General features: G+C 49.0%; 18 protein-coding genes. 12 read left to right on the top strand and 6 right to left on the bottom strand.

The genetic code is table 11. The features are described from left to right. Positions 1-49 precede the first annotated feature (49 nt). Positions 50-3163 (top strand): efflux RND transporter permease subunit, encoded by a 3114-nt coding sequence (locus GmarT_RS16720; protein WP_002645260.1) that lies wholly within the window; start codon positions 50-52, stop codon positions 3161-3163. A 118-nt stretch (positions 3164-3281) separates the two neighbouring features. Here GmarT_RS16720 and GmarT_RS16715 read toward each other — a convergent pair whose 3' ends face one another. The 3 genes from GmarT_RS16715 to GmarT_RS16705 form a co-directional block, all read right to left on the bottom strand. Then, positions 3282-3977 carry a response regulator transcription factor gene (locus GmarT_RS16715; protein ID WP_002645261.1) on the bottom strand — a complete coding sequence of 232 codons (696 nt, stop codon included), beginning with the start codon at positions 3975-3977 and terminating at the stop codon, positions 3282-3284. A 700-nt stretch (positions 3978-4677) separates the two neighbouring features. Beyond that, the gene (locus GmarT_RS16710; RefSeq protein WP_002645264.1) at positions 4678-4968 is read right to left on the bottom strand and encodes a hypothetical protein; all 291 of its coding nucleotides are present in this window, start codon (positions 4966-4968) and stop codon (positions 4678-4680) included. Between the two features lie 88 nt (positions 4969-5056). Beyond that, the gene (locus tag GmarT_RS16705; protein WP_002645265.1) at positions 5057-5239 is read right to left on the bottom strand and encodes a hypothetical protein; all 183 of its coding nucleotides are present in this window, start codon (positions 5237-5239) and stop codon (positions 5057-5059) included. 367 nt (positions 5240-5606) lie between these two features. On the opposite strand from GmarT_RS16705, the gene GmarT_RS16700 reads away from it, so the two are divergent. From GmarT_RS16700 to GmarT_RS16680, 5 genes are all read left to right on the top strand, one after another. Further along, on the top strand, positions 5607-6371 hold the full coding sequence (locus GmarT_RS16700) for an IclR family transcriptional regulator (RefSeq protein WP_002645266.1): 765 nt from the start codon (positions 5607-5609) through the stop codon (positions 6369-6371). Continuing rightward, complete coding sequence (locus GmarT_RS16695) at positions 6368-9328, top strand: PSD1 and planctomycete cytochrome C domain-containing protein (RefSeq protein WP_002645267.1); 2961 nt, start codon at positions 6368-6370, stop codon at positions 9326-9328. Before GmarT_RS16700 ends, GmarT_RS16695 begins: the two co-directional genes overlap by 4 nt. A gap of 15 nt (positions 9329-9343) precedes the next feature. After that, positions 9344-10759, top strand: a complete 1416-nt coding sequence (locus GmarT_RS16690; RefSeq protein ID WP_002645268.1) for a DUF1501 domain-containing protein — start codon at positions 9344-9346, stop codon at positions 10757-10759. 149 nt (positions 10760-10908) lie between these two features. Beyond that, complete coding sequence (gene eutB, locus GmarT_RS16685) at positions 10909-13185, top strand: ethanolamine ammonia-lyase subunit EutB (protein WP_002645269.1); 2277 nt, start codon at positions 10909-10911, stop codon at positions 13183-13185. A gap of 196 nt (positions 13186-13381) precedes the next feature. After that, positions 13382-14113: a class I SAM-dependent methyltransferase gene (locus tag GmarT_RS16680; RefSeq protein WP_002645270.1), complete on the top strand. Its 732-nt coding sequence runs from the start codon at positions 13382-13384 to the stop codon at positions 14111-14113. 7 nt (positions 14114-14120) lie between these two features. Here GmarT_RS16680 and GmarT_RS16675 read toward each other — a convergent pair whose 3' ends face one another. Both GmarT_RS16675 and GmarT_RS16670 read right to left on the bottom strand, forming a co-directional pair. Beyond that, a complete protein-coding gene (locus GmarT_RS16675; RefSeq protein WP_002645271.1) occupies positions 14121-14933 on the bottom strand; it encodes a pentapeptide repeat-containing protein in 813 nt (270 codons plus the stop codon). Between the two features lie 231 nt (positions 14934-15164). Continuing rightward, positions 15165-16157 carry a S1/P1 nuclease gene (locus tag GmarT_RS16670; RefSeq protein WP_002645272.1) on the bottom strand — a complete coding sequence of 331 codons (993 nt, stop codon included), beginning with the start codon at positions 16155-16157 and terminating at the stop codon, positions 15165-15167. A gap of 1201 nt (positions 16158-17358) precedes the next feature. Between GmarT_RS16670 and GmarT_RS16665 the strand changes: the two genes are divergently transcribed. Both GmarT_RS16665 and GmarT_RS16660 read left to right on the top strand, forming a co-directional pair. Continuing rightward, positions 17359-18429 (top strand): DUF4419 domain-containing protein, encoded by a 1071-nt coding sequence (locus tag GmarT_RS16665; RefSeq protein ID WP_157158921.1) that lies wholly within the window; start codon positions 17359-17361, stop codon positions 18427-18429. A gap of 220 nt (positions 18430-18649) precedes the next feature. Beyond that, positions 18650-19174: a hypothetical protein gene (locus GmarT_RS16660; protein ID WP_002645275.1), complete on the top strand. Its 525-nt coding sequence runs from the start codon at positions 18650-18652 to the stop codon at positions 19172-19174. A gap of 501 nt (positions 19175-19675) precedes the next feature. Here GmarT_RS16660 and GmarT_RS16655 read toward each other — a convergent pair. Continuing rightward, positions 19676-21640, bottom strand: coding sequence for an ATP-binding protein (locus GmarT_RS16655; protein ID WP_002645276.1), 1965 nt, complete (start codon positions 21638-21640; stop codon positions 19676-19678). A 402-nt stretch (positions 21641-22042) separates the two neighbouring features. Here GmarT_RS16655 and GmarT_RS16650 point away from each other — a divergent pair, with 402 nt between their 5' ends. The 4 genes from GmarT_RS16650 to GmarT_RS16635 all read left to right on the top strand — a co-directional run bounded on the left by GmarT_RS16650 (position 22043) and on the right by GmarT_RS16635 (position 25691). Next, positions 22043-22546, top strand: coding sequence for a response regulator (locus GmarT_RS16650; protein ID WP_002645277.1), 504 nt, complete (start codon positions 22043-22045; stop codon positions 22544-22546). Beyond that, the gene (locus GmarT_RS16645) at positions 22539-24128 is read left to right on the top strand and encodes an ATP-binding response regulator (protein ID WP_002645278.1); all 1590 of its coding nucleotides are present in this window, start codon (positions 22539-22541) and stop codon (positions 24126-24128) included. The genes GmarT_RS16650 and GmarT_RS16645 overlap by 8 nt, the downstream gene beginning before the upstream one ends. Before the next feature lie 116 nt (positions 24129-24244). After that, a complete protein-coding gene (locus GmarT_RS16640; protein ID WP_002645279.1) occupies positions 24245-24682 on the top strand; it encodes a response regulator in 438 nt (145 codons plus the stop codon). Further along, positions 24675-25691, top strand: coding sequence for a response regulator (locus GmarT_RS16635; RefSeq protein ID WP_002645280.1), 1017 nt, complete (start codon positions 24675-24677; stop codon positions 25689-25691). Before GmarT_RS16640 ends, GmarT_RS16635 begins: the two co-directional genes overlap by 8 nt. The last annotated feature ends 52 nt before the right edge of the window (positions 25692-25743 follow it).

Below are 25743 nucleotides of genomic sequence, written 5' to 3'. Positions count from 1 at the left end.
CAGCGGTCCCATTCTTTCTGTTTTTCTGTGTTCTGATGGAGTAAAACTGATGCTCTCGCGTTTGATTGAATTTTCTCTGGCCAACCGTTTTATTATTCTGGTTCTGACATTTCTGATGGCAGCAGGCGGGATTTATTCCGCGATTCACCTTCCCATCGATGCGGTGCCAGACATGACCAATGTCCAGGTGCAGGTCGTAACCGATGCCGGTTTTCTTTCGCCTGTGGAAGTGGAGCGATATGTCACCTACCCCGTGGAAACGGTTATGGGGGGACTGCCTGCTGTTGAAGAAGTTCGCAGCGTGTCCAAGTTTGGTATCTCAGTTGTAACGATTGTCTTCGAAGAAGGGACCGACATTTACTGGGCGCGTCAACTGGTCACCGAGCGTATTACCATGGTTTCTGCTGACATACCTCCGGGGTACGGAACTCCGCAACTGGGACCGCTGACAACTGCACTGGGTGAGATTCTGCAGTTCGAAGTCCGTGGCAAAAATTACACTCCGATGCAGTTGCGAACGATGCTCGAATGGGAAATTGCGCCCAAAATGCGTGAAGTGCAGGGCGTCACCGAAATAAACACGCATGGTGGTTTTTATAAAACGTTTGAGGTTCGGCCCAATCCAGATCGACTTAACAGCTACGGGATTTCACTGGGTGAACTGTTTCAGCGGATACAGGATAACAACTCAATCGCCGGGGGAGGCTATGTTGTTCATAATCAGGAACAGCGATTTATTCGTGGGCAGGCATTGTTAAAAGATCAGCATGATATCGAAAATATCTTTGTACGCAACGATAAGAACAGTACGCCAATTCTGGTTCGGGATGTGGCAGAAGTCAAAGTCGCTCCAATGACCAGGCAAGGGGCAGTGACACGCGATGGACGTGGCGAAGCCGTCACGGGGTTGGTGATGATGTTAATCGGAGAAAATTCACGCGAGGTTGTGGCTGCCTCCAAGGCCCGCCTGGAAGAAATTGAGAAGACACTGCCCCCGGGAGTGATGCTGGAAGTTACCTACGACCGTTCTTCACTGATCAGTCGTACTTTGCGGACTGTGCTCACCAATCTGGTCGAAGGAGGGGTCCTGGTGATTATTGTCCTGCTGGTGATGCTGGGTAGTTTTCGAGCAGGACTGATCGTGGCATTGGCCATTCCTCTCTCCATGTTGTTTGCTACAAACCTGATGGCGGCGACTGGAATTACCGCCAGTCTCATGAGCCTGGGAGCGATTGACTTTGGCCTGATTGTAGACAGTTCGGTGATCATGGTTGAAAACTGTATTCGCCGTCTGTCCATGAATCAGTCTGGGAAATCGTATCTGGCCGTGATTCGCGATGCCGCAATCGAAGTTCGAAAACCAACGATGTTTGGCGAACTGATTATTTCCGTCGTCTATTTACCTATTCTGGCGTTGCAGGGCACCGAGGGAAAACTGTTTCGTCCGATGGCATTAACGGTCTTGTTTGCCCTAGCGGGATCACTGGTACTGTCTTTAACATTGATGCCGGCCCTTGCTTCGCTGGCGCTCCCTAAGAAAATGTCCGAGAAAGAAATCTTTTTGATCCGCTGGGTAAAGTGGATTTACCGGCCTCTGGTCAGCTGGACGATCCGTCGGCCCCGGCTGACAGTCGGGATCGCATTGCTGGTCTTTTTGATCAGCCTGCCAGTCGGCTGGAACTTGGGCGCAGAGTTCATGCCGCGCCTGGAAGAAGGAGATTTACTGATAGAGGCGGTCAGGCTCCCCAGCGCAACCATTGAAGGTTCGGTAGAAATGTCGACCCAGATTGAAAAAGTGTTGATCAGGTATCCTGAAGTCAAAACAGTCTTCTCAAAGACCGGGCGTCCTGAAATTGCGAACGATGTCATGGGAGTACATCAAACCGATGTCTGGGTGATTCTGAAACCTCAAGCAGAATGGCCTCAGCCTAAGACACGTGATGAACTCATTGAGAAAATGTCAACAGAATTAAATCAGAGTATTCCCGGTGTCGCTTTTGGTTTTACTCAGCCGATTGAAATGCGTGTGGATGAACTGGTGGCAGGCGTGAAAGCCGATGTCGCCGTGTTGCTGTATGGTGATGACCTGGAAATATTGAGTACTAAAGGGAAAGAGATCGAACGGGTACTGAAAAAAGTTCCCGGCGCTGTAGATGTCAAAGCAGATATTCAATCCAGCCTGCCGACAATTCGTATCGAACCGAAATGGGATGTACTCGCACGGAATGGAATGGATGCCAAAAACGTGATGGATGTCGTGTCGTCATTAGGCGGGCATCAGGTCGGGCTGATCTTTGAAGGGCGTGCAAGATTTCCGGTCATTGTCAGGATTCCACAAAGCTGGCGTGAGAAAATCAGTCTGCTTGAACAGTTGCCGGTTTCCAGTTCCAACGGTGCTCCGGTTCCTTTGAAGGAACTGGCTGAGATCACGTTTGAGGAGACTCCTCCCGCGGTACAGCATGAGTCGAATCGACGACGGACATTTATTCAGGCCAATGTCAGAGGGCGAGACGTCGCCAGTTTTGTGGCCGATGCCAAGCAGGCAGTGCAGGACCACATTCAGTTACCTGATGGCTATGAAATTCGCTGGGGGGGAGATTTTGAAAATTTGCAGTCTGCCAGCAGACGACTGGTGATCATCACCCCGATTGTACTGTTGTTGATCTTTCTGTTGCTGCACACTACGTTTCGATCGGTACGCCTGGCATTACTGATATTTCTGGCAGTCCCGATGGCAGCTTCTGGTGGTGTGTTCGCACTGGCGTTGCGTGATATGCCATTCAGTATTTCTGCAGGTGTGGGTTTCATTGCCTTGTTTGGGGTAGCGGTACTGAATGGCCTGGTCTGGGTCAGTGCTGCTGAGAACCTGCGCACGAAAGATAGAGTTCCCGTGTCTGATGCAACCTTTCAGGCAGCCATGGCGAGATTACGACCTGTATTGATGACCGCGATGGTAGCCAGCCTCGGATTTCTGCCGATGGCACTCTCACAAAGTGACGGTGCAGAAATGCAGCGACCACTGGCCAGCGTGGTGATCGGGGGATTGATTACTTCCACTCTGCTGACTTCTCTGGTAGTGCCGGCGATTTATCCCTGGTTTGCTCCCAGGCTGAGAGAGGAAGAACTGAAGCATCTCGACACGCAGCCAGAAGATGAGTCCTAGATCGCATCACTTTTTAACCGTAACGTTTCTCAATCTATTACACCAGGTTCAAATAGCCCTGAAGACGCTACGGTAAATCTGGACACGGTCTGGTGCAAGTGGGCTGGCAATGCCGCGATCAGGAGTCCTGTTGGAAAGAATCTGTATCAACCATACTTGGCCAGGGGAGTAATTGCTTCTGGATGATTTGCGCTTTTGTAATCAGTTTTGTCAGGTCAATCAGATTTTCAACTTCGAATTTCTGTAATATTGATTTGCGTCTCATGACAATCGTTCTCTGTGACAGTTCCAGTAAATGGCTGATACTTTTATTGGAGCATCCTTTTAAAAGAAGTTTCAAGACTTCTGACTCAGCAGGAGTTAAACGTTTCTCTTTTTTTTGAAACTCCCAAAGCCAGCTGCGCCCCTGACGTTGTTCTGAATTCAGTAAAATCGCAGTAATGATGCAGTCCCACAATTCCTGTTCTGGATAGGGTTTCTCCAGTACCGTTAATGCGCCCTCTGACATTGCAGCGACAGTGTTAGTAACATCAACATAAGCAGAAAGGATGATGAATGGTATCTCGTATCCCTTTGATTTCATTAGTTTCAACAGTTCGATGCCATTGCAGCCCAACATGCGTAAGTCGGACAGAACACAACCACAAATCTGGCGGTCTGTCTTCGAGATAAAATCCTCGGCGGAAGCGAATCCAATGGCTTGAAAACCCATGGAACTGATCAATTCGATGATCGAAGAACGCACCGCTTCGTCGTCATCAACAATATAGACCTGAGGGAAGTAATCGGCGGGAAGCTTAAGTTGATTGATCATAAGATTAGTCACCATCTTAAGTTAGAAACAAAATGGGTAATCCTGTTTCAGTCTCGTGAATGATTTTCATAACGTATCTGTTGTTCGTTTCTCAGGTAGAAATAAATAACAGCTGACAGCTCGAAAATAACATGTCACTGAACTTGAGATAGATATATTTCTGGTGACTGTAATGTGTTGCAATCTGTTGCCGAGAATTCAACACAGCACCCGGGACGGTTAGCTCAGTATCGAAAGGAACACGATGAGACATATCTGTTCGGAAAACCCCTTCCAACTCACACACTGTGATATTGAAAGAACGATGGTCCTGCAGGACAGTTTCAAAGCATTCTGTAAATATGACACAACTGAATTTTATCACATTACATCAAAGTATCTGTCCAATCCCACATCAGATCGTATGTGAACTTAGTATTCAGAAGGACCGAGTTCCTCTTTTAACGAATATAGCATTTTTATATTCTAATATATGTTAATGGCTTGATATTTTCGGGAGGTGTTTCCTGCAGCCAAACAAGGGATTTAGGTAAAACTGCCTATAAAACGGTTTAATTGACCTGAGATATTATGAGGTCTAACAAATTGTCGGGTAAAGGGGCTGAAGAACCAGGTTCCAGGCAGATAATTGGTGATAGAACTATTCATTCTACGAACCAGGAGATCAAACAGGCTTCAGCTGAAATCAGTTTCATGTCAATTACCATTCACGTTCTTCCAGTTGTGCAATTGCCCGGTCTCGTTCTTCCCGTGTAATATCCAGGTCAAACAGCAGTAATTTCGCATCGAGGCGCATCTGGGAGAGGGAATCGGTCAACATGTTCAGAATTTCGATTCTCCGCTGGGAGTATTTCACAATTTTCTGATAACAGGCAGACAGTTGTTTCTGTTCGGGATAAGCGAAAGTAGAAATGATATCACCCAGTGCAGCTATTTCCGCTGGTATGATATCAGGATCAGGTTGATTAAAACGAATCGCTTTTTGATTCATAATGGCTATTCCTTACTCAGGTAATTCTAGAGCAGAGAAAATTATTCTGCTGAACTGCCGATTGACATCGAATAATGCTTCGCGTTGATTACCACATTCCTGAGAGCGAAGCAGATTGTGATGCATGTTCCTTTTCAGGATCTTGGACCCAGTCACAACATTGTTTAAGGGTACCAGTGAATTTCGGTTTGTCTTCAATATAGACGCTCCATATTTCATCACGGACGATCGGGATTCTTTCGGATAGTTTTTCAATGACAAATTTCTGCATGACAAACTCCTTGAATTAATTGAGGTAGTTAATCTCTGAAGTCAATATTTCTGATCAACAGGTCCATTCCAAAAAAAGTCTAGGTTTTGGTTACAGTCTCCTGGCAGTAATGAAGCGCAAAATGTTCTGTCTGAGTTGTATGAGAGCAGTTTCAAAAATTGATAGCCGGAAAAATATCTGCAATATTATGCGCCGGTGCGCAAAACAGGTTAAACAGTGTGAAACAGCTGCTTTCGATAATGCAGTGCGTCAACCGGGGGGAAGACGAAACCAGGCCTGAAGGATTTGGTTTGACTGCGAACGGTGCTGTTGTTATTCTGGTGTGACGCGTTACGCATATGGGACGCACTCTGGTTTCGGAGGTAGAATGAAAACAGCGACAACAAGTGTGCCTGCTCTGGAGCGGGGGTTGGATGTTCTGGAAGTGCTGAATCAGGCTCCCGATGGGTTGGGGATCAGCGAACTGGCGACACGACTCGCCCTCAATAAGAATGCCGTCTTTCGGATTACGCATACACTGATGGATCGCCAGTATCTGGAACGCGACCCGTTGAGTAAACGTTTTCGGTTGTCGACGAAATTCCTGACACTTGGATTACCACAGGTCGGAGACGTCAGTCTGGTCGAAGAAGCCTTACCCGTAATGAGGGCCTTACGAGATGAGACCCGGGAAACAGTTCAGCTCGGACTCCGCGTCGGCGATGAAGGAGTTATCATCGAGCAGGTGAGCGGCCTGCATCCCTTGCGAATTGCCGTCGATATTGGATTGCGCTTTCCTCTGCATAATAATGCTCCTGGTAAAATTCTATTGGCCTGGCAGAATGCATCCGAGTTGCAAGAAACTCTGGAACGAATTCCTTTAACGCAGGATACTCCACGAACCATCACTGAACCGAAAGCATTGCAGCAGGAATGTGATCAGGTTCGCCAGCGAGGTTATGCCACAGATTATGCAGAAGCGGACGAGGGGATCCACTGCATTTCTGCACCCATCCTGGGACAAGATCAACAGCTGCTTGCCGTCCTCTGGGTATCGGCGCCTTCAAAACGACTGCCGAAAGGAATGTTCGCGAGCGTCGGTAAACAGGTTATGTTGAGCGCCGATGAAATATCCGGGAGGCTCATCAAATGAAAGACATCCTCGTCTCATGTTTCTTACTCAGTCTGCTGACGTCGGTTTCCAGCAGCTTTGCAGACGACAATGCATTCTTTCGAGAATCGGTTGAACCCATTCTGAACGAGCATTGTTATGAATGCCATTCTCATTCTGCTGGTCTGATGGAAGGCGGGCTCACTCTGGACTGGCAGAGTGGCTGGAAAAAAGGAGGAACACAAGGCCCGGCGATCATGCCCGGTCAGCCAGAGCAGAGCCTCCTGATCAAAGCGGTTCAACACACCGATCCCGAATTACAGATGCCTGATACGAAATTATCTGAGCAGGAGATTGCAATCCTGGTGCGTTGGGTGAAAGAGGGAGCCGTTGATCCGCGGAATACAAAGCCAACCAGTGAAACTGCCAATGCCACCGACTGGTGGTCTTTGAAACCGCTGCAGCGTCCGGAAGTTCCGGGGGTTCAAACGGGAAATCCGATCGATGCATTTATCCAGGCACCCCTGAAAGAAAAAGGGATATCTGCATCGCCAGCAGCGGACCGCCGTACTTTGATTCGGCGGTTGACCTTTGATTTACATGGTCTGCTGCCTGACATTGCCGAGGTGGAAGCGTTTGAGAATGACACGGCTCCTGATGCCTATGCCCGGCTGGTAGATCGCTTGCTGGAATCTCCACACTACGGTGAACGCTGGACGCGCCATTGGCTTGATACCGTTCACTTTGCTGACTCGCATGGGTTCGAACATGATGTATTCCGACCGCATGCCTGGAGATACCGTGATTATGTCATCAATCGTTTGAATGCAGATGTTCCATGGTCACAATTTATCCGAGAGCAACTCGCCGTCGATTATTTCTTTCCCGAGAGATCAGAATTAATGCCGGCACTAGGGTTTCTGGGAGCAGGTCCTTATGATCAAAGTGCCGCCGCGACCGCTCCGAAATCATTTGAATACCTGGATCGCGATGACCTGGTGACACAGACCATGGGCGCTTTTGTCAGCACCACTGCAAACTGCGCGCGATGCCATACCCATAAATTCGATCCCATCACACAGGCAGATTATTTTGCTCTCCAGGCTGTTTTTGCAGGGGTCGGGAAGGGGGATGTCTCGTTCGATGCGGATCCACAGGTGGCAGCGAAGCGTGAGCACTGGAAAGCATTGAAGACTGCAGCGCTGACACAGAATTCTGAAGTATTGTTCTTACCCGAAAATCAAAAACTCGTCACGGAGTGGGAGCAGACTCGCCGTCCTCAACCGCGTTGGGAAACGTTACAGCCGGATGTGTTCGTCTCAACACATGGTGCAAAGTTAAAACGCCTGCCAGATGGTTCCATCCTGTCAGAAGGGAAGCCCACTGATCAGGAAACGGTTGTCGTAACTGGAAATACAAATCTTTCAACTGTCAACGCCATCCGCCTGGATGTGTTGACGGATGATTCACTTCCACACAAGGGGCCCGGCAGAGCCCATAACGGCAATCTGCATCTGAGCGAATTCGAACTGCAGTTGTTTCCGCCAAATGCGTCAGCCGGAACTGTGATTCCCATTCGGCGGGCGACTGCTGATTTCAATCAGGATGGTTGGACGATCGAACATGCCATCGACGGCAACCTGAAAACTGCATGGGGAATTTATCCTAAAGTCAGCGTTGGTCATTTTGCCATTTTCGAACCGGAATTGGCATTAAAAGTAGATCCCGATACCAGAATCGTCGTGACTCTAAAACAGTTGCATGGCGGTGCACATACAATCGGTCGATTTAAACTATCCGTAACCGACTCAGCGAACCTGGATGTGCTTGCACTCCCCGCCGAAGCAGAAACAGTACTTAGTCTTCCTGAATCGCAGAGAACATCGGCGCAACAGTTATCGCTATCTTCCCTCGTTTTGAAGTATCGTGCAGAGCAGGAAATAAAGCAGCTTCCCCCTCAGGACAAAGTCTACGCTGCTGCAGCGGAGGCTGTGAATGAACGTGGAATGGTAAGATATTCGCAGCCTCGCGAAATCCATCTGCTGGCGCGAGGCGATCTTGAAAAGCCACGAGAAATTGTTCCTCCGGGGGCTTTAACTGCATTGTCGCCATTGCCCGGTCGGTTCGATTTACCACAATCCCATCCCGAAGCGGCGCGTCGAGCTGCCCTGGCCGACTGGCTGGCTGACTCAAGAAATCCTTTGACCTGGCGGAGCATTGCGAATCGCGTGTGGCATTATCATTTTGGAAAAGGGCTTTGTGATACACCTAACGATTTCGGTCGTATGGGGGGAACGCCTACGCATCCGGAACTGCTGGACTGGCTGGCTTGTGAATTTCGCGATCACAATGGATCTCTAAAGCACCTGCATCGTCTGATTTGTAACAGCAGCACGTATCGTCAGTCCTCAGCATCCCGTTCCGAGCTGGTGAAACATGATCCGGAAAATCGCCTGTTAGCCCGCATGTCAATACGAAGGCTTGATGCAGACAGCTATCGAGATGCCGTATTACTTGTCAGCGGAGAACTTGATCTGAAGCAGGGAGGCCCTGGAGATTCCCATTTTACAACTACCCCTGGCCCTCAGGTCACTCCCGTGCTCCACTATGATCAGTTCGATTTGAATCGCCCCGATGCGCACAGGCGAAGTATCTATCGTGTCGTCTGGCGGGGAATTCCCGATCCTTTGATGGATGCGCTGGATTTTCCGGACCTGGGGCTGCTGTCTCCGACTCGCGGTTTTTCTGCGTCGCCCCTGCAATCGCTGGTATTGTTAAACAGCCGATTTGTTTTACATTTCGCTCAGAAGATGGCCGAAAGGGCAGCAAAGTCGGAATCAAATTTATCGGATCAAATCAGACAAGTGATCCGCTGGACCTGGCTTCGTGATCCAACACCTGATGAATTGAATCAAATGACGGTACTCGCACAGCAGCATGGTCTGGAATCGGTCTGTCGTCTCGTTCTCAACAGCAATGAATTTCTGTTTGTCGAATAGGAAAGGGCACCGCAGATGTACAATCGACTCACCAGGCGAGAACTGCTCTCATGTTCGGGAAACAGTTTCGGCACTGCCGTTCTGGCTTGCTGGCTGGGAAGTGAATCATCAAACGCTGCTGAACCGGATTTGAACGGCGGACTGCATCATCGGGCGAAAGTGAAGCGGGTGATTCAACTGTTTATGAACGGTGGTGCCAGCCCGATGGATACCTTCGATTATAAACCTGAACTGAAACGGCTGCACGGACAGAATCTGGGACCGAAGGAAAAACCGGAAGGGTTCACGGGAGCCGTCGGTTCGGTGATGAAGAGTCCGTTCGAATTTAAACAGCATGGGGAAACCGGTCGCTGGGTCAGTTCTGTCTTTCCGCATCAGGCACAGATTGTGGATGAGTTAGCATTCCTGATGGCGATGACAACAAAAACGAACGTGCATGGACCGGCCAGTTACATGATGAATACCGGATTCATGCTGCCAGGTTTCCCCTGCCTGGGGGCCTGGGTCTCGTATGCTCTGGGAAATCTTGCCGACAACCTGCCCACGTTTGTGGTACTCCCCGACAGCCGCGGACTCCCTTACAATCAGAAAGCCAATTTCAGCTGTGGATTTCTGCCCGCGAAGCATCAGGGAACTCTGGTGAATGCCGCCAGCCAGACACCGATTCCAGATCTGTTTGCCGACGCGCAGTACAAATTCGCCCGCGGTTCTGCAGACCAGCAGACGGTCGCATTACTGCAGCAGTTGAATCGACAGCACGCCGCATCCCATCCTGATGACTCCCGGCTGGAAGCACGAATTGCAGCGGGAGAACTCGCAGCGAAAATGCAGTTGAGCGCGCCGGAAGCCTTCGATCTGTCTCGCGAAACCAAAGAGACTCACGTCGCCTACGGACTAGATCAAAAGGAGACCGAAGACTTTGGCAGACGCTGTCTGCTGGGAAGACGTCTGCTCGAGCGGGGGACCCGTTTTGTGCAGGTCTGGAGTGGTCCGCAAGGGGCGGTCAACAACTGGGACAACCACGGTAACATTCAGACAGAACTCCCCCCCATCGCGAAAAGTGTCGATCAGCCAATTGCAGCCCTGTTTCGGGATTTGAAATCACGGGGAATGCTGGAGGATACGCTGGTGATCTGGACGACTGAATTCGGTCGCACTCCCTTTGCGCAGGGAAGTCTGGGACGCGATCATAATCGAGGAACTTTCGTGACCTGGCTGGTGGGAGCAGGTGTGAAAGCGGGAGCCAGTCATGGAAAAAGTGATGATCTGGGATACCAGACTGCAGAAGGGAAAACGTATTGTTATGACCTGCATGCCACGATCCTGCATCTGCTGGGGATCGATCACAAACAACTTACATTCCGCACCGCCGGGATCGACCGCCGCCTGACAGATGTGCACGGACACGTGGTGCAGGAGATTCTGAGTTAATCTCAGTCATTTCTTGCCCTCACGTTTTCCAGCATGGTATCATAAATAGCTCCTGTCAGTTCGCGCTAACCCTGCTTGCTTGAGTTCTAATTCAATTTTTAAAAGGAATCTGAATCGTGCCGTTGAACAGACGTGACTTCGTACAGGCGATGCTGGGAAGCTCGATGGCTCTGACACTTTCCTTCACGCAGTCCAGGAAAACTTCCGCTGAAACGGAAAGTGTCGGCGATGTTTCAATTCCTGAAATTATCGCTGGAGAAGATCTGTTCTTCTATATCAATCGCATGCGTGGCACCTTCGATCCAGTCCTGTATTGCCAGCTTCTCGGCGCCGCGAATGAATTTAAAGAGGGAGATCAGATGATTGGCGTGGCAGCCGCGGATCAAGCCTCTCGACGGCATGCCAGATCGCTGCTGGCGAATACCCGGATCAAAGAGATCAACGCGCATCCGGTCTATCAGGATAAGTTGACTGAATACATTATACCGGCGAAAGCCATCTCAACCGCTTCCCATACTGTTGAAACCGTAGGCGATCTGAAACAGTTTCTTCTGACCGAAAATGAAGCAGCGATCAAACAGCTTTCGCAGAGTCTTTCCAGCGACGTGATTGGCTGCGTCGTCAAACTGATGAGCCAGCAGGAACTGATAACAGTTGGCTCCAAAATCTTCAATCCATTGCCGGGCAGCCAGATTGGTGCGAAAGGTTATCTCGGTGCCCGCATTCAACCGAATTCTCCCACTGACAATCCGGATGATATCTTCTGGCAGGTCCTGGATGGCTGGTCGTATGCAGTAGGCGATGTCGTGCTGGGGACGAATCCGGTTTCCAGTGAACCTGAATCGGTAGCTGCGATTGAACTGGTCCTCCGCGATTTGCTGGTGACTTTTGGAATCGACCACGTTCTGCCACACTGTGTACTCTCACATATCGATGTCCAGGCCGAAGTCGAACGCCGCAGCCCCGGCAGTACCGCCCTCTGGTTCCAGAGTATCGCCGGTAGTGATGCCGCCAATCAGACCTTTGACATCGATCTGAAGAAAATTCGCGACTACGCCCACTCGCGCACCGGGCAGTACGCTTTATACTTTGAAACCGGGCAGGGGGCCGACTTCACTAACGGACACAGCCATGGTTTTGATATGGTGTTACACGAGTCCCGCAAGTATGGTTTCGCTCGATCGCTGACGCGGGAAGTCGCGACCGCACAGCAGGAGAGCGGCCGGGAATCTGCTCCCTGGGTACACCTGAATGATGTCGCCGGCTTTATAGGCCCCGAGGTCTTCCGCACGCGCGAACAACTGGTACGCTGTTGCCTGGAAGACATCGTCATGGGCAAGCTGCATGGCCTGACCATTGGTCTGGATGTCTGCTCAACCCTGCATATGGATGTCTCTCTCGACGATCTTGACTGGTGTCTGGATCAGATCATGCCCGCCAACCCGGCCTACCTGATGGCTCTGCCGACCAAGATTGATCCCATGCTCGGTTACCTCACTACAGGGTTTCAGGATCATGTCAGAATTCGCGAGAAGTTCGGCTACCGCGTCAACGATGCCATGTGGTCGTTCTTTCAGAAACTGCAGGTCATCGACGAGCAGGGCAAACCGACCGGTAACTTTGGCAATCCGCTGCACGTTTATTTGCAGTATCGACGGAAAAAAGGTGATACCCGCGGCGAAGAAGTGATCCTGAATGAAGGTCGCAGACAGATGAATGAAGTCCGCAGTCGTGGACTGTTTCTGGCGGAAGGCTTCGGGAAAACTCAGGGAGAACTGGCGCCGGCGTTGAAGATCCAGATCGATCAGATTTACGACGATGCCAAACAGAGCATTTGGGCTGAGCTGACTCCGGCGTTTGTCGCCAGTGTCCCCGAAGTGCTTCCCGTGGAAACGAATTCCAGCGATCGGATGGAGTACATTCTCCACCCCACCACTGGAGAACAGCTTTCAAAATCATCCGTCAAATCGATTCGGAACCTGCGTGAATCCTATCTCGATCAATATAACGTGCAGATTGTAATCTCCGATGGACTCAATGCCCTGTCCATCATGCAGGAAGAACATCTCGACCCCTTCCTCAGTCAGCTCAGACAGGAGTTAAAGTCTGCAGGGTTCTCAACAGCCGACCGGAATATTATCGTGAGATCAGGCCGCGTCCGCGCGGGTTACCAGGTAGGCGAGCTCCTGTTCGGGGGATTGCCCGGCAATCGAGCCATCCTGCATATCATCGGTGAACGACCGGGAACCGGGCACCGGACCTTTTCCGTTTATATGACCTCCCCCAACGGATCACTCTGGGGAAAAGCAGGTCAGGTCGATCATAATATCACCCGCGTCGTTTCGGGAATCGCTGCCACGGCACTCAAGCCGGAAACTGCCGCCCGCGATACCGTTCGCATCCTGCATCAGATGAATGCCGGTTGAAGAAGCATCGCATTACTTACAGCTGAAACGTCTTGAATGCAGCGGGTTTGCGACGGTTGAAAATACGAATTGCATGAAATGATGATTTTTCTTACAGTTCGGTGTCATCAGGTGCATTCACAGCCTCTTTAACTCGATGTCCTCACACAGTTTCTGCCCGGCGGAGCATGGACGATCACGAAGGCGGTAGCGGAACATGTCTTACTCAGACTATACATTTCAGGATAAGAATCCAGTGAAACGCTGGCTGCAGCAGCGGCGCATGGTCTCCGCCACCAGGCTCGGACAGCAGACTCGGCAACCCGCTGTCATCTGTGATTATGGCGCCGGAAATGGCGAACTCTGTAAACAGCTTTCTGAGCAGATACCTGATGCAAAATTTATCTGCTATGAGCCATCTCCCGTCTTTTTCGAAGAAGCAAAAGAAAATCTGAAAACGGTTCCCCACACGGAATTTTATCAGAACATTGATCAGGTTCCCCGGGGATCCGTTGATCTGCTCTTTTGTCTGGAAGTGTTCGAGCATCTTCCGGAAAAAGAAACGCACGACGCCCTGCAGACGATTTCCGGTTTATTGAAGCCGGGCGGTGAATTGGTCATCGGGGTTCCTGTCGAAGTCGGAATTCCCGCGCTCTATAAAGGCATCTTTCGTATGACCCGCCGCTTCGGTGCCTATGATGCGAATCCGAAAAACGTCTTTCTGTCTTTTATTGGCAGTCCTCCTCAGGATCGTCCTCACGGAGAAATTGAGCCCGGTTTCGGATATCACTTTCCCCACACCGGTTTCGATTATCGCGAATTTTCTAAAACTCTGGCTGGTTATTTCGATCTGAAAAAAGTTTCCACCAGCCCGTTCCACGCTCCCGGAACACTCTTCATGCCGGAAGTCTACTTTTCATTAGAGAAGCCGAATAATGCAGCGGCCTGATACTCTGTCAGGTACTGACTCTCCTGCGCGTCCGTTTTTTCGTCTGGTCCGGCAGCAGTGTCACGATAAGCAAGCCTATTAAAAAGAACGACATTCCCAGAATAAAGCCCACAATTCCTTCGTGTCCTTTATCAGTCGTGATAATGGTACAACCCACAATCATCCCAATGTATAAAATCGCAAAGGCTGTTAAGCAGACGACCCCCATAATGGAATCCAGCGTGGGGTTGGTTTTATCCAGATTCGGTTCCAGAAAAAGGCCGGGTGAAATCATTACCATAAATGTCAGAAAACTGAACAGAATGATTTTGTGGCCGCGACTCAGTTTTTTGACCGGTTCCGTCTTCCAGTTATTTTCCAGTTGTTTTTGTGAAAGTGGAGAACCTTTGGTGTTGTTCAGCTCGACTCTCTCTACTACAGCATTACTGAAATCCGCATCACTTAAATCAGCACCATCTAATTCGGTTTCAATCAGGCTCGCTCCGCTCAAATCTGCCTCGACAAGATTCGCTCTACTCAATTTGGTCCATTTCAAGTTGGCTAAAAATAATTTTGCCTGACAGAGATTCGAATCGACCATGATCGCTTCAGACAGGTTGGCTTCACTCAGATCGGCGTTGCTGAGATTGGCGCCTTTGAGATTTGCTTTGCTTAAATCACTCCATCTGAGATCAGCATGACTCAGATCCAAACCAATCAGAATGTCCTTGCTCAAATCTGCCCAGGTCAGATCCAGTTGCAACCCGGGATTCTCCTGACGCCATTGCTCCACTGCCTGGGCACCTTTTTTGACTAGCAGAAAATGTTCGCCGTTTCCCATTGGTGTTTTCTCCCGATTTCACTCTGCGTCAGCGATTGGAACTGATCTCTGCCTGTTGACTGGGGCAGATCTATAATCACGCGGATAACTGATGTTTTGTGTATCTGTATGTCCCTTTATGATGAAATCGGTTCAGATGTGCAACGAAAATAGAAGACACGTGACAGGTTTCTACCAGAAAACCCAATCACTCCCAATCCGTCGAGAGCGAACAATGCCGGCAGCTCAGTATTACTGAAAGCCGTTAATCACCGCTGCCAGTCGCCAGCCGGACTGAGCCGCCCGTTTCACGGCAATCGCACCCGCTGTTCGATAATACGCGGCGGGCAGGTCTTTCAATTTGAGAAACTCATTCTGTGGGGAATCGTTCTGCTTTGCTGCAGCTAAGATTAGTTGAGTGTAACCGGCACTTTTTGCCAGCGCGTGACTTTCATCAATCCAGTCAGCGTAATTCAAATTCTTTGTCGCCTGTTCGCCCAGCTGCTTTAACGCCGGGTCGCGGGCCAGTCCGACCGCCTGACTCACAATTTCCGAATCCTTGAAACTGTTCCCCAGCAAACCATCCCACTGCGCATGCAGATTTGATTTACCAATCCGAATACTGTTCCCCCCGCGGTCTCCTTCGGGAAAAGAGCCTTTGCTGAACAAAGCAGATGAATGCAGAGGCTGATGGCTGTCTCCCGTCAGATGCATGATCCAGCAGAGCGCCAGCGCTTTGTCCGCCTCGCTGACAGCGGGGTCTTTCATTTGCGCGACGTTATATTCCAGCGCCTGCAGAATATTGAACTGCAGCGGATCATCTCCCTGTCTGATCGACTTGGCGGTGTTCACAGGCAGTTTAGAACTCAGAGACAGTTCGGAAGCCGTGTCCAGATAGATCGGCTGATTGATGTAATGCCACGTGCCATGATGATACTTCTCGCGATCCGCTTCTTTAAAACTGCGGGCAATATCCGGCCAGGTCGCGGCTCGCATGAACAGCCAGCGATCCTGAACTGCAGGGCTCGCCTTCAGGATTACCTCAGGCATCCGTGACTGGAAATCCTGTTCAAATCGGGGATGCTGTTTCAGCAATGCAATCATCGCCGCCTGTGTTTCCGGCGTCAGCTGATCCCAGGCAATCGAAGCAATCACCCGATGCCCGGCGTAATTCCAGGCCTGTGTTGACTCTGGTGTCAGCAAAAACAACGCGAGGAAAACAAGCAGGAGAATAAAACGTTTCACAGTCAGACCTCAATTCAGCAGGATGTATGCAACAGTCAAAGATCAGAACCAATTGTGTTCAAGTGCGCGGCTGACACAAGTAGACAGGCAGACTGTTTATCGAAAATTCATATTCAGCCCCGTGCACATCGCGAACCGCTACTGAAGAGATTCGACTTGACTCCGCCGCGACGATATCGATAAACGTTGTTTTGAGTCGCGCGCGTGCCCAGTTTACAGTGCACTGAAACACGCGATACTTGTTCGTTGTGTGCACCGCATTTAACCCCCTTTTTTCCGGATATTCAGTTTGCATAATCACACCAGTTCCCAATGTATGCCTGCGGGTCGCCGCACATCGGAATGCTTCACACCGAAACCGCCTCGAGATCGCCTTATATCGGCCCTGTGTCAACCCATATCGCCAACTGGAATTGTTCATCTCCCCTTGACTCTCCCACGCACTTCCACAAAATAATCCACCATGCAAAATAGAAAAGTAACAGGACAACTGAAAAACTCCTATATCTTTAAAATCAGCGACCAGGGCACAGTTGGCTCGCCCAACAACGATCGAGAGAATAATAAAACACCAATCGAAAAGGGTAGGCCCGGATGCACATCCGGGCCGAGCGCAGCGAGCAGGAAACTGTCAGAGGAAACGCACAATAATGTTTCTACTGACCGACCTGCCCAGCCGCAGAGGATGCCCCCTGTGTCATTCCGCAATTCGACTCAATAGACAGATCCTACCAGATCTTACCCGAAACCCGGCAGATGAATATGTGGCACGTAATTCATTTGGTCGCGAGGATGCTTCGTATTACTGATTAACTTGTCGAATGTTGACTTCTTGAATTCTTTGCTACTTCATATTCAGGAATTACGAACCAGTACGGCACTCCCAGCATCTTTACAGTTGACGACGATTTCTTCGTTTAAAGCGAGATTTTGTGTCCCATGATGATCTAAACAGTTAAAATGTTATCTCCTGACTCACTTTTGATCGTTTCCCGGAACCGTGATTGAGAAGAAGCAGAGCACATGCAAGTCCGAACCATAGTTACTTTGATCTAAATATCCTAATCAACAGTAAGCGCGGTGTGGTTCATAATGCAGGTATGTGAAGCACCATGTATAGGAGCAGTTTATTATGACACACACGAAATTCCCTGTCTCACCGGATGTGATTCCCAAAACGCCTCCAGAGAAAGTGGACTACGTGGGTAAATTAAGAGTTGCCTTTCGGCGTCCAATCGAAGCAACGTGGTTTCCTCGTAAGCCGCTTGTTGCCTGTGATGATGACCATGCCTTGATAACGGCGATGAAAATGTCTTTTTACGATCATTTCCCGCTTCGACTCTCACCGGATGTGATCTGGATTACGCTGGTGCGCGGCTTTGCACTTCATGTAAATGAAAACGCTGAGTCTCTGCGGCATCATTTTGTTTCGCATTCGGGCAAGAAGGAACTAATTGTTAGCCGAACGGATTTTTCACCAGGTGAAGAAAATCCATGGCCAGAAGTGTTTTCTGATTTCAATCAGCAGATTGCGGATCACACCGGAGGATTATCTGAACTGGTCCAGGCTGATTTCAGCACAACCGGACCGGTGGAACGAGCCGTCTCTAGTCTGATGGCAATGGAGACATTCAAGTCATACTTCGAGTACATTTTATATGCAGGATGCGGGATACCTTCGATTACGCTTACCGGAACAATTGAAGACTGGGAGAAACTGCGGCACTGTGTTCGACGATTTGCGGACTATGGACTAAACGAGTGGATCAGTGCGATCGACCCGATTCTTGGAGAGTTTGTTAATGCTAAGAAAGGGCAGGTGAATACAGAATTCTGGAAGTCCTTGTTTCGTTATAACAGCGGATCAGGGCCTGCGGTGATGACAGGGTGGGCCAATGTGCTGTTTCCCTATTTCAAGGATAACAATTCCGAAAAGCTCTACCCGAATCCCTATCTGAGTGACTGGAACGAGCGATTGAGCATTGATGACCAGCAGAATTGGAAGGAACGGTGGGATAATCCACAAGGCGTCGGATTGTCAGCGATCCCGTCCTGCTTCACGTCCGTTCCACTCACAGTATTTTGGGGTGAACGAGAAACGAAGATGCGACTGGTTGGTGGCCTGCTTGGGGTTTCCCAGGATGATGAGACACTGGAAGTCGAACCCGAGTGTGGATGGGCCATTGTTTACGAAGAACCCGTCGATCCCCTTTCCACTGACTACCAAAGATTGGAAAACTTGCAACGCAACCGAGAATCAGACAAAAATTAATCAGCCACACTAAGGGAGAGCGACTACTGGCATGCTGGATCGTCCTCCGTAAAATCTGATACGAGACAGGTCAATAAACTGCGCCCAGACAATCAGTTCCTTATCGATAGAAAAGACGAGCCAGACAAACCGGCAGATGAACATCGCGCAGGTCTTTTATAAAATTCAGATCACGAACAGATTTCGGGAACTCTGACAGTCCCCGACAACTCTAACAGGCATGAAACACATCATTCTCCCCAGTCTGATTATTCTCGTAGCCTGCACCGAGACACATATAACGGATCATACGGTAGAGGTGATCTCATCTGAGGGGCGGACTACCTCTGAACCACCATCTCCGGAAATCGAAGGGCTGAGTTTTGGTGGAATCCCCTCCAATGAAGAGCGTGACGGTGAAGCACACACCGAAGAAATAAAATGGGACACAGGCATCGCTGACTTGGTTTCCGGCTATTCGAGGAGAGAAGTAATGGCACGCAATCATGTCAACAGGATTGAAAAGGGGAAGTCGAAAGATAACTGGCGGGACGCAAACGATTTCCTTCAGGACGACGGATCTGATTACTATCAGGTCTTTCAGTCTCTTCAGACACAGTTGGACACGGAACAACTCAGAATCAGATGCACGGGACCGACGGGGACGAAACTCAGGTACGAAGCAGAATGTCAGGGCAAACTCTATGAGGTCGAATACGATCTCAAATCCGTGCAGATCATTAAAGTAAACAATATAAATCAATGACCCTGCGGCACCCTGAAGAACAGTAACAGGTTACCAGCCAGGCGGTTCGTGTTATTTCGTGTTGTCCGTGGTAGCAAAAAATCTGAATGTTTAAAACGAAACAGCCCCGCGGGATCCTTCCTGTGGGGCTGTTTCTTGCACCATGCTCGTACTTTCACGCAGGGATAATAATCCACGCAATCGAGTTGTCAATCCCTGCTTGAAATCATGTGGCAGTCATCCGCTTACATTTTTACGTAATGATTGACTACCACGAAAATTACGAAAACTCACGAAATAATATGACCGGAAATCAATCAGGTCAAAACCCGTCATCACCATCATTAAAACCATCCTCGAACAGGGCGATTATTTGACATGGAACCGACTCAAACAGCATCGGCAAAAAAACAACAAATTATAGACAGATCAACTGAGTTGGTTTCGAAAGTTCACTACCAGCGCCCGACCTGCTTTCGTGTCATTTCGCGTTTTTCGGAGTAGAAAATATCGGAGCTGGAATCAGGTCTCCTGATCATGTACCTCAGTGATGGGCCGGGGTTTGTTGACCCGATCTTCTGCCGGCAATGTAAAGTAGAAGGTCGTGCCTTTTCCGACTTGTGATTCAAGCCATATTTTACCGCCAGACTTGTCTACGACTTTTTTACAGATCGCGAGGCCAATACCAGTCCCGGAGTATTCATTCTTAAGATGTAATCGTTGAAAGATCTGAAAAATACGCTCGTGAAATTCGGGCGCAATGCCGATGCCATTATCCTTGATATAAAACTTCCACTGGGAACCATCCGGTTCTGCACCGATTTCAATGACCGTCAGTTCTTCACGACAGTACTTGATGCCGTTACCGATCAGATTCTGAAACAGCTGTATCAGACGCTGTTTATCTGCCAGGACAACAGGGAGCGGCCGACAGATAATCTGAGCTTTATTCTGCTCAATCGAATCCGAAAGATTGTATAGCGCTTCCTGGCATGCCTGGTGGGCATCAGTTGGCTGGGGATCGTATCCGAGAGTACCGATTCGAGAAAATTCAAGCAGGTCATTCACCAGTTGGCGCATCCGGACTGCACCCTCAATCGCATAGCCAATCCACATACGACCGTCATCATCCAATTTGTCTTCGTAATCATCTTTCAGCATCTGGCAGCATGAAGCGACCTTGCGGAGGGGTTCCTGCAGATCATGTGAAGCGATGTAAGCAAATTGCTCCAGTTCGGAATTGATGCTTTCCAGGGCAAGGTTCGACCTTTTCAGTTCTTCAGATTGTCGTCGATTTTCTGCTTCAGCATTTTTCCACTTTGAAATATCCACGACCGAACAGATCACGGCAGGTCCAGATCGAGTGGTTTGAACATAATTGATAAAGATTTCGACAGGGAATTCGTGTCCGTCTCCATGCAGGCCGATGAGATCGCGTCCTACATCGAGATGACGGGATTTACCATCTTTGAAAAATGAAGCAACCTGTTGTGGATGTTGTGGACGATATCTTTGGGGGAGTAGTTTTTCGATTTTCTCTCCCAGTAATTCCTCTTTTGTATAGCCAAAAAAGTTGGACGTAGCCGGGTTGGCGATGATGATCTCTCGTTCCTGATTAATCATAATCATGGCCACCGGCGACTCCTCGATTAACAGCTCAAACTGTTCATGCACGAGTTGGATATCGGATTGCATTTTTGAAGAGAGGTTGTGGATGCCGACCAGTAGTCCGATGAGGAGGCACGAATAAGAAGCAATCTTCATGATGTGTGCCAGGTCAAACATCGAATCGAAAAGGGTGAATGAACGTGACATGACCACTACCTGACAAATTGTTCCAATCAGTAATGACATTACGATCCAGTATTCAAATGCGTCGTGCTGCCAGTCCCCCTTCCGGTAATAGCCAATGAGTGCCAATAGAAAAAACACTCCGGCAACGAGTTCTTCAGGTCGACCCAAAAAGAATTCCGGATAATACGCACGGGGTAGTGGAACAAAGATGAAGAACAAAAAACTGAATAGAGTCAGGATCGCGGTTACGGCTAATACGCTACGGTCACTGATTTGTCCCGCTTTTCCCAATTTCTGTTCCCGCTTCCATGCCCAGAAACTGAGATACATAAAACCTGCCAGGTAGACTCGCGAGGCATTCCAGCTCCAGGGGATCAACGACCTGGGGGGAGAAGGGAAATGATCCTGAAAGAAGGAACTGGTGACGAGGCAATGATAGCTGTCGAGCAGCGCCACGCCGAGGAAACCCATACTCACAAACAGGTACAGGTTATTTTTTTTTGAATAAAAACGAACGAGGGATAAGGCCGCAACAAAAAACGCGAGCATGGTTGCCACCACTTCCATGGTGGTGTGCAAGTGTTGTGAGCCTCGATAGACCGAGTGTTGGAGCAGAACGCCGATTCCAAGGCAGAAGCTTGCAGCGATGGTGTATACCCAGGTCTTCAGGTGTTGTTTTTGCTCAAACGTCATGTTCGATACCTTCTTACGTGAATCTCTTCCAGATATGTATCATCGAGCAGTGTGATGTGAATCAGCCGGTCTCAATCAAAGTTCCGCATCAGGTACATTCAGCTTATAGTCTCAGATCCCTTTTGGTGATAGACGGTCTTTGTCTGGCAATTGATGGTGAAATGGAATACCTCATGGTAACCAAGGTTAAACCCTCGACCAGCGAATTTGGGTTAAAACCCTCATTACATTGTTCTCAAGTGTAATACATGCTGCTTAATGAACTTAAAGAGACACGCGCTGTAAAGGCAATCAGCGAATACAGAAATGAATAGAATAATTATCTGGTTCTGGTGTACGTGTCATATGCTTTTTCAGGGCCTGGGTGATTAAGCAATCAAAATAAGCATCAGGAGAAAGATCATGAAAGAGCAAATCCAAGCAGCGAGTACAGACCTGTTGGAACCCACTTCCCGTACGACCATTCTTTGCGTTGACGACGATCCTGATATCACACGCGCGATTCAAAAGATATTATCCAATTACGACGTGAACGTGATCAGTGATTGCTGCGGACGTCTTGGTACGTGGGACGTTTATAAGAAGAAACCGGATTTGATCATCACTGATCTGCGAATGCCGGATGGCGACGGACAGCATTTACTGGCAGAAGTAAAAGTCAATGCGCAAACGTCACACATTCCGGTCATTGTGCTGACGGGACAGCGGGATGCCCATCTTCCAGGTCAGTTGAGACATCTTGGTGCTGCCAGTTTTCTGCAAAAACCGGTGCATTACACCAGTCTCCTGGCAGAAATCAGACGTTTTGTTTCGTTGACATCTCTTGACTGGGCAACGGCAAATAAAAATGGATTAGTCTATAAGCAGACAGAAAGTCAGACTTTTGTGGAGTATGAAGATGAATAAAGCGATCCTTCGAGTATTGTTGATCGAAGACGACCCGGTTGATCATCAGTTGATCAAACTCAGTCTGTCAAAATCGGCATCAGCTTTTGAACTGGTCTGGGCACAAACCCTCGAATCTGGTTTGTTGAAATTTGGGGAGAACACATTTGATGTCGTTCTGACAGACTTATCTTTACCCGATAGTTTCGGCCTGGAAACGGTAAAGAAAATCCGTGATTACAATCGAGATGTGCCTATTGTCGTACTCACGACACTCAACGACAACGATGTTCGATTAATAGCGCTCTCCGTTGGTGCTCAGGACTATTTTCTCAAAGACGAAGCTTCACCGCATATGCTGGAACGGGCCATCCGCCACGCAATTCAAAGGCAGGAAAGCGTTGTGGAAAATCAGCGTCTCTTGACGGAAGTCGAAACGAGCCGGGAACTGCTTCTGAAACAAAAAGTGCTGCTTAAAAAGAAAAATCGACGTCTGCGCAAACTCAATCAAACAGCACATCGTTTTGTCGACAACGTATCGCACGAATTTCGCACTCCTCTGACCGTGATCAAGGATTATGTGTCTTTAGTCCGCGAAGGACTGGTGGGGGAAATTAACAAGGAACAAGGTCAGATGCTGGATATTGCGAGTATCCGTACTGACGAACTTAACAATATGGTCGATGACATGCTCGATGTCAGTAAACTGGAGGCGGGCCTGCTGGGTGCATGGCGACGTCCCTGTCAGTTGCCGGATATTATTGAATGTGTCTGTTCTCCTCTGACAAAAAAGGCGGCTGTAAAGGGAATCCATTTCGAAGCGGATGCTGATCCAGGACTACCGGCGATTTACTGCGATTCGGAGAAGGTCGGCCGCGTGATTGTCAATCTGGTTACGAATGCCATGAAATTCTGTGGCAATCCGGGAAGCGTACGGTTGTGGACTGAAGAGCGGGCGGAACAGGGAGAAATTATTATTGGCGTTTCCGATAATGGACCGGGCATCGATGAAGAAGGGCTGGCGGAAATCTTCCAGCGCTTCAAACAACTCAAAACCCAGCTTGACAGCAGTACCAAAGGGTTTGGTCTGGGGTTGAATATCGCCAAGGAATTAGTCGATTTGAATTTTGGTGAAATGTCAGTGGAAAGCCAGGTGGGAACTGGAACCACCTTTTCGTTTAGCGTCCCTCTGAATAATCCCTCAAGCGTGATGACAAGCTATCTGGATCGTACGCAAAGGTTAACCAGCAGCGAATCTGTGGTGGCCCTGGTCTTTGCTCGAATTGATGAAGAAACAGCCGACACGGATAAAGAAGACATGGACGCTTTCTTCAACTTCTTACTACGGACAAATGATCTTTTATTCCGGACAGGCAGTTGTGAATGGCTGTTTGTACTTTCCATTCCCTGCCTGGAACTTTCTGAATTTGTCACCAGGCTTGAGAATGAGTGGGAGAAGACGAATCGGAATCGACCCTTTGGACCCTTACCCGATTACCAGTTAAACATCGAGGGCAAATGGAAAATAAATGCAGATTCAGAAGAGATCCACAGGCACTTTTGCAGAATCACACAGCAGCCGACCGTCTCTACATCACACTGACTTGACGATCGAGTTAACGATGGATGTCATTATCTGGCGAATTCTCACTCGCAGGATGGGCTTCCCTTCGTTGGCCTGAAAAGGTCCGAAATCCAATTATTTAAGGGAGCAGGCACATGGAGCGTCGAAAGAGAATATTACTGGTCGATGATGATTCAGATATACTTCGCGCCACCAGTCTCAGGCTGACAGTAGCCGGTTTTGAAACGTCTACCGCGCTCAATGGAATGCAAGCAGTCGCGAATGCAACCGGAGATCAACCGACGGCTATTGTTATGGATGTGAGGATGCCGCAAAAGGATGGCCTGACCGCACTGGATGAACTGAAACAAAAATCAGATACACGCCAGATACCGGTAGTGATGCTCTCAGCGAGCCTCGTGGACAGGGAAAAAGCTCTGGACGCCGGCGCAAGCTATTTTTTAAGTAAACCATATGAAGGCCATGAACTGATCAAAGCTGTGAACGCGGCGATTGATCAGGCAGAAGAAGATGAACTGCCGGGTTCAACTTATGCCACTCCCAATATGAAAGTGAAGTACAGTTATGACTGATAAAGTGGTACTGATTGCAGATGATGACCATGAGTTATCACAAGCTCTGGCTATTCGCCTGAGAGGCTTAGGCTATACCGTGATGCGATCTCCCGATGCCTCTCACGCACTCATTGGTGCGATGAGAATCAAGCCAAACCTGATCATACTGGACGTGGACATGCCCAGCGGAAATGGCCTGGCGGTGTGTGAAATGTTGAACGGTGATGAAAGCTGCCATGGAATTCCAGTGATTATACATACGGGCCACACAGATACCGAGACAATTCAACGTTGCAAACAACTCGGGGCGGTGTATATTCAGAAATGCCCCGGTTCTCCAGCAACGATTACTGAGATCGCCAGGGAATTTCTGCAGCTTGATATCCAGCCAGTTGTTGAACCGGTAGAGGAAGCTCAAAAGACTCCTGAAACACGAGATCTCAGCCTGTCCTACATCAAGTCTATCGGCAAAGCTGAGTATGAATTGTCAGAAGCAGATGGGACGCCGATTGACACTGCTTCAGAAGAGAATGTCACAGATCAAACCCAGGATGCAGACTCGGTCTCCCCGGATTCCCGTGAGAAGCGACCTCCGATTGTACTGTCAATTGATGATGATCGTGATATTTCGAAAGCGCTGCAAATGAAACTCAAACCTCACGGCGTAGAGTGTCTGTCTGCTTTCACTGGTGATCAAGGTTATGAAATGGCTGTGGAACATATGCCAGATGTGATTATTACAGACCTGGTGTTACCAGAGGCGGAGGGCATTTATATTATGCGCCGCATCAGGTCGAATCCATTACTCAGTGAAATACCAATAATTGTTCTGACGGGGCAAAGCTATCCGGCAATTAAACATCAGATATTGAGTCTGGGAGTGGAAGCATTTCTGACGAAACCCGTTTCGATCAATGAACTGATCAAAGAATTACAGAGTGTGATCCCAATCAAATATACGCTTACACAGGATACGGCAACAATCTCGTTTAACAAAAATGACAACAAAATAGCGTCGATGGCATGAGATGAAACCTGATCTGAAATAGTCATCTACTGTATTCAGTCTGGGAATGGTA

The organism is Gimesia maris (assembly GCF_008298035.1).
Lineage (GTDB): Bacteria > Planctomycetota > Planctomycetia > Planctomycetales > Planctomycetaceae > Gimesia > Gimesia maris.
This window is presented reverse-complemented; position numbering and strand designations above follow the sequence as displayed.

What these genes read in the sequence shown, in the direction of transcription:
- eutB (WP_002645269.1), top strand. Translation starts at nt 10,909, where the DNA reads ATGCTGGGAAGCTCGATGGCTCTGACACTTTCCTTCACGCAGTCCAGG.
- GmarT_RS16680 (WP_002645270.1), top strand. Translation starts at nt 13,382, where the DNA reads ATGTCTTACTCAGACTATACATTTCAGGATAAGAATCCAGTGAAACGC.
- GmarT_RS16635 (WP_002645280.1), top strand. Translation starts at nt 24,675, where the DNA reads ATGACTGATAAAGTGGTACTGATTGCAGATGATGACCATGAGTTATCA.
- GmarT_RS16675 (WP_002645271.1), bottom strand. Translation starts at nt 14,933, where the DNA reads ATGGGAAACGGCGAACATTTTCTGCTAGTCAAAAAAGGTGCCCAGGCA.
- GmarT_RS16710 (WP_002645264.1), bottom strand. Translation starts at nt 4,968, where the DNA reads ATGAATCAAAAAGCGATTCGTTTTAATCAACCTGATCCTGATATCATA.
- GmarT_RS16700 (WP_002645266.1), top strand. Translation starts at nt 5,607, where the DNA reads ATGAAAACAGCGACAACAAGTGTGCCTGCTCTGGAGCGGGGGTTGGAT.
- GmarT_RS16715 (WP_002645261.1), bottom strand. Translation starts at nt 3,977, where the DNA reads ATGATCAATCAACTTAAGCTTCCCGCCGATTACTTCCCTCAGGTCTAT.
- GmarT_RS16695 (WP_002645267.1), top strand. Translation starts at nt 6,368, where the DNA reads ATGAAAGACATCCTCGTCTCATGTTTCTTACTCAGTCTGCTGACGTCG.
- GmarT_RS16655 (WP_002645276.1), bottom strand. Translation starts at nt 21,640, where the DNA reads ATGACGTTTGAGCAAAAACAACACCTGAAGACCTGGGTATACACCATC.
- GmarT_RS16660 (WP_002645275.1), top strand. Translation starts at nt 18,650, where the DNA reads ATGAAACACATCATTCTCCCCAGTCTGATTATTCTCGTAGCCTGCACC.
- GmarT_RS16690 (WP_002645268.1), top strand. Translation starts at nt 9,344, where the DNA reads ATGTACAATCGACTCACCAGGCGAGAACTGCTCTCATGTTCGGGAAAC.
- GmarT_RS16650 (WP_002645277.1), top strand. Translation starts at nt 22,043, where the DNA reads ATGAAAGAGCAAATCCAAGCAGCGAGTACAGACCTGTTGGAACCCACT.
- GmarT_RS16645 (WP_002645278.1), top strand. Translation starts at nt 22,539, where the DNA reads ATGAATAAAGCGATCCTTCGAGTATTGTTGATCGAAGACGACCCGGTT.
- GmarT_RS16720 (WP_002645260.1), top strand. Translation starts at nt 50, where the DNA reads ATGCTCTCGCGTTTGATTGAATTTTCTCTGGCCAACCGTTTTATTATT.
- GmarT_RS16705 (WP_002645265.1), bottom strand. Translation starts at nt 5,239, where the DNA reads ATGCAGAAATTTGTCATTGAAAAACTATCCGAAAGAATCCCGATCGTC.
- GmarT_RS16640 (WP_002645279.1), top strand. Translation starts at nt 24,245, where the DNA reads ATGGAGCGTCGAAAGAGAATATTACTGGTCGATGATGATTCAGATATA.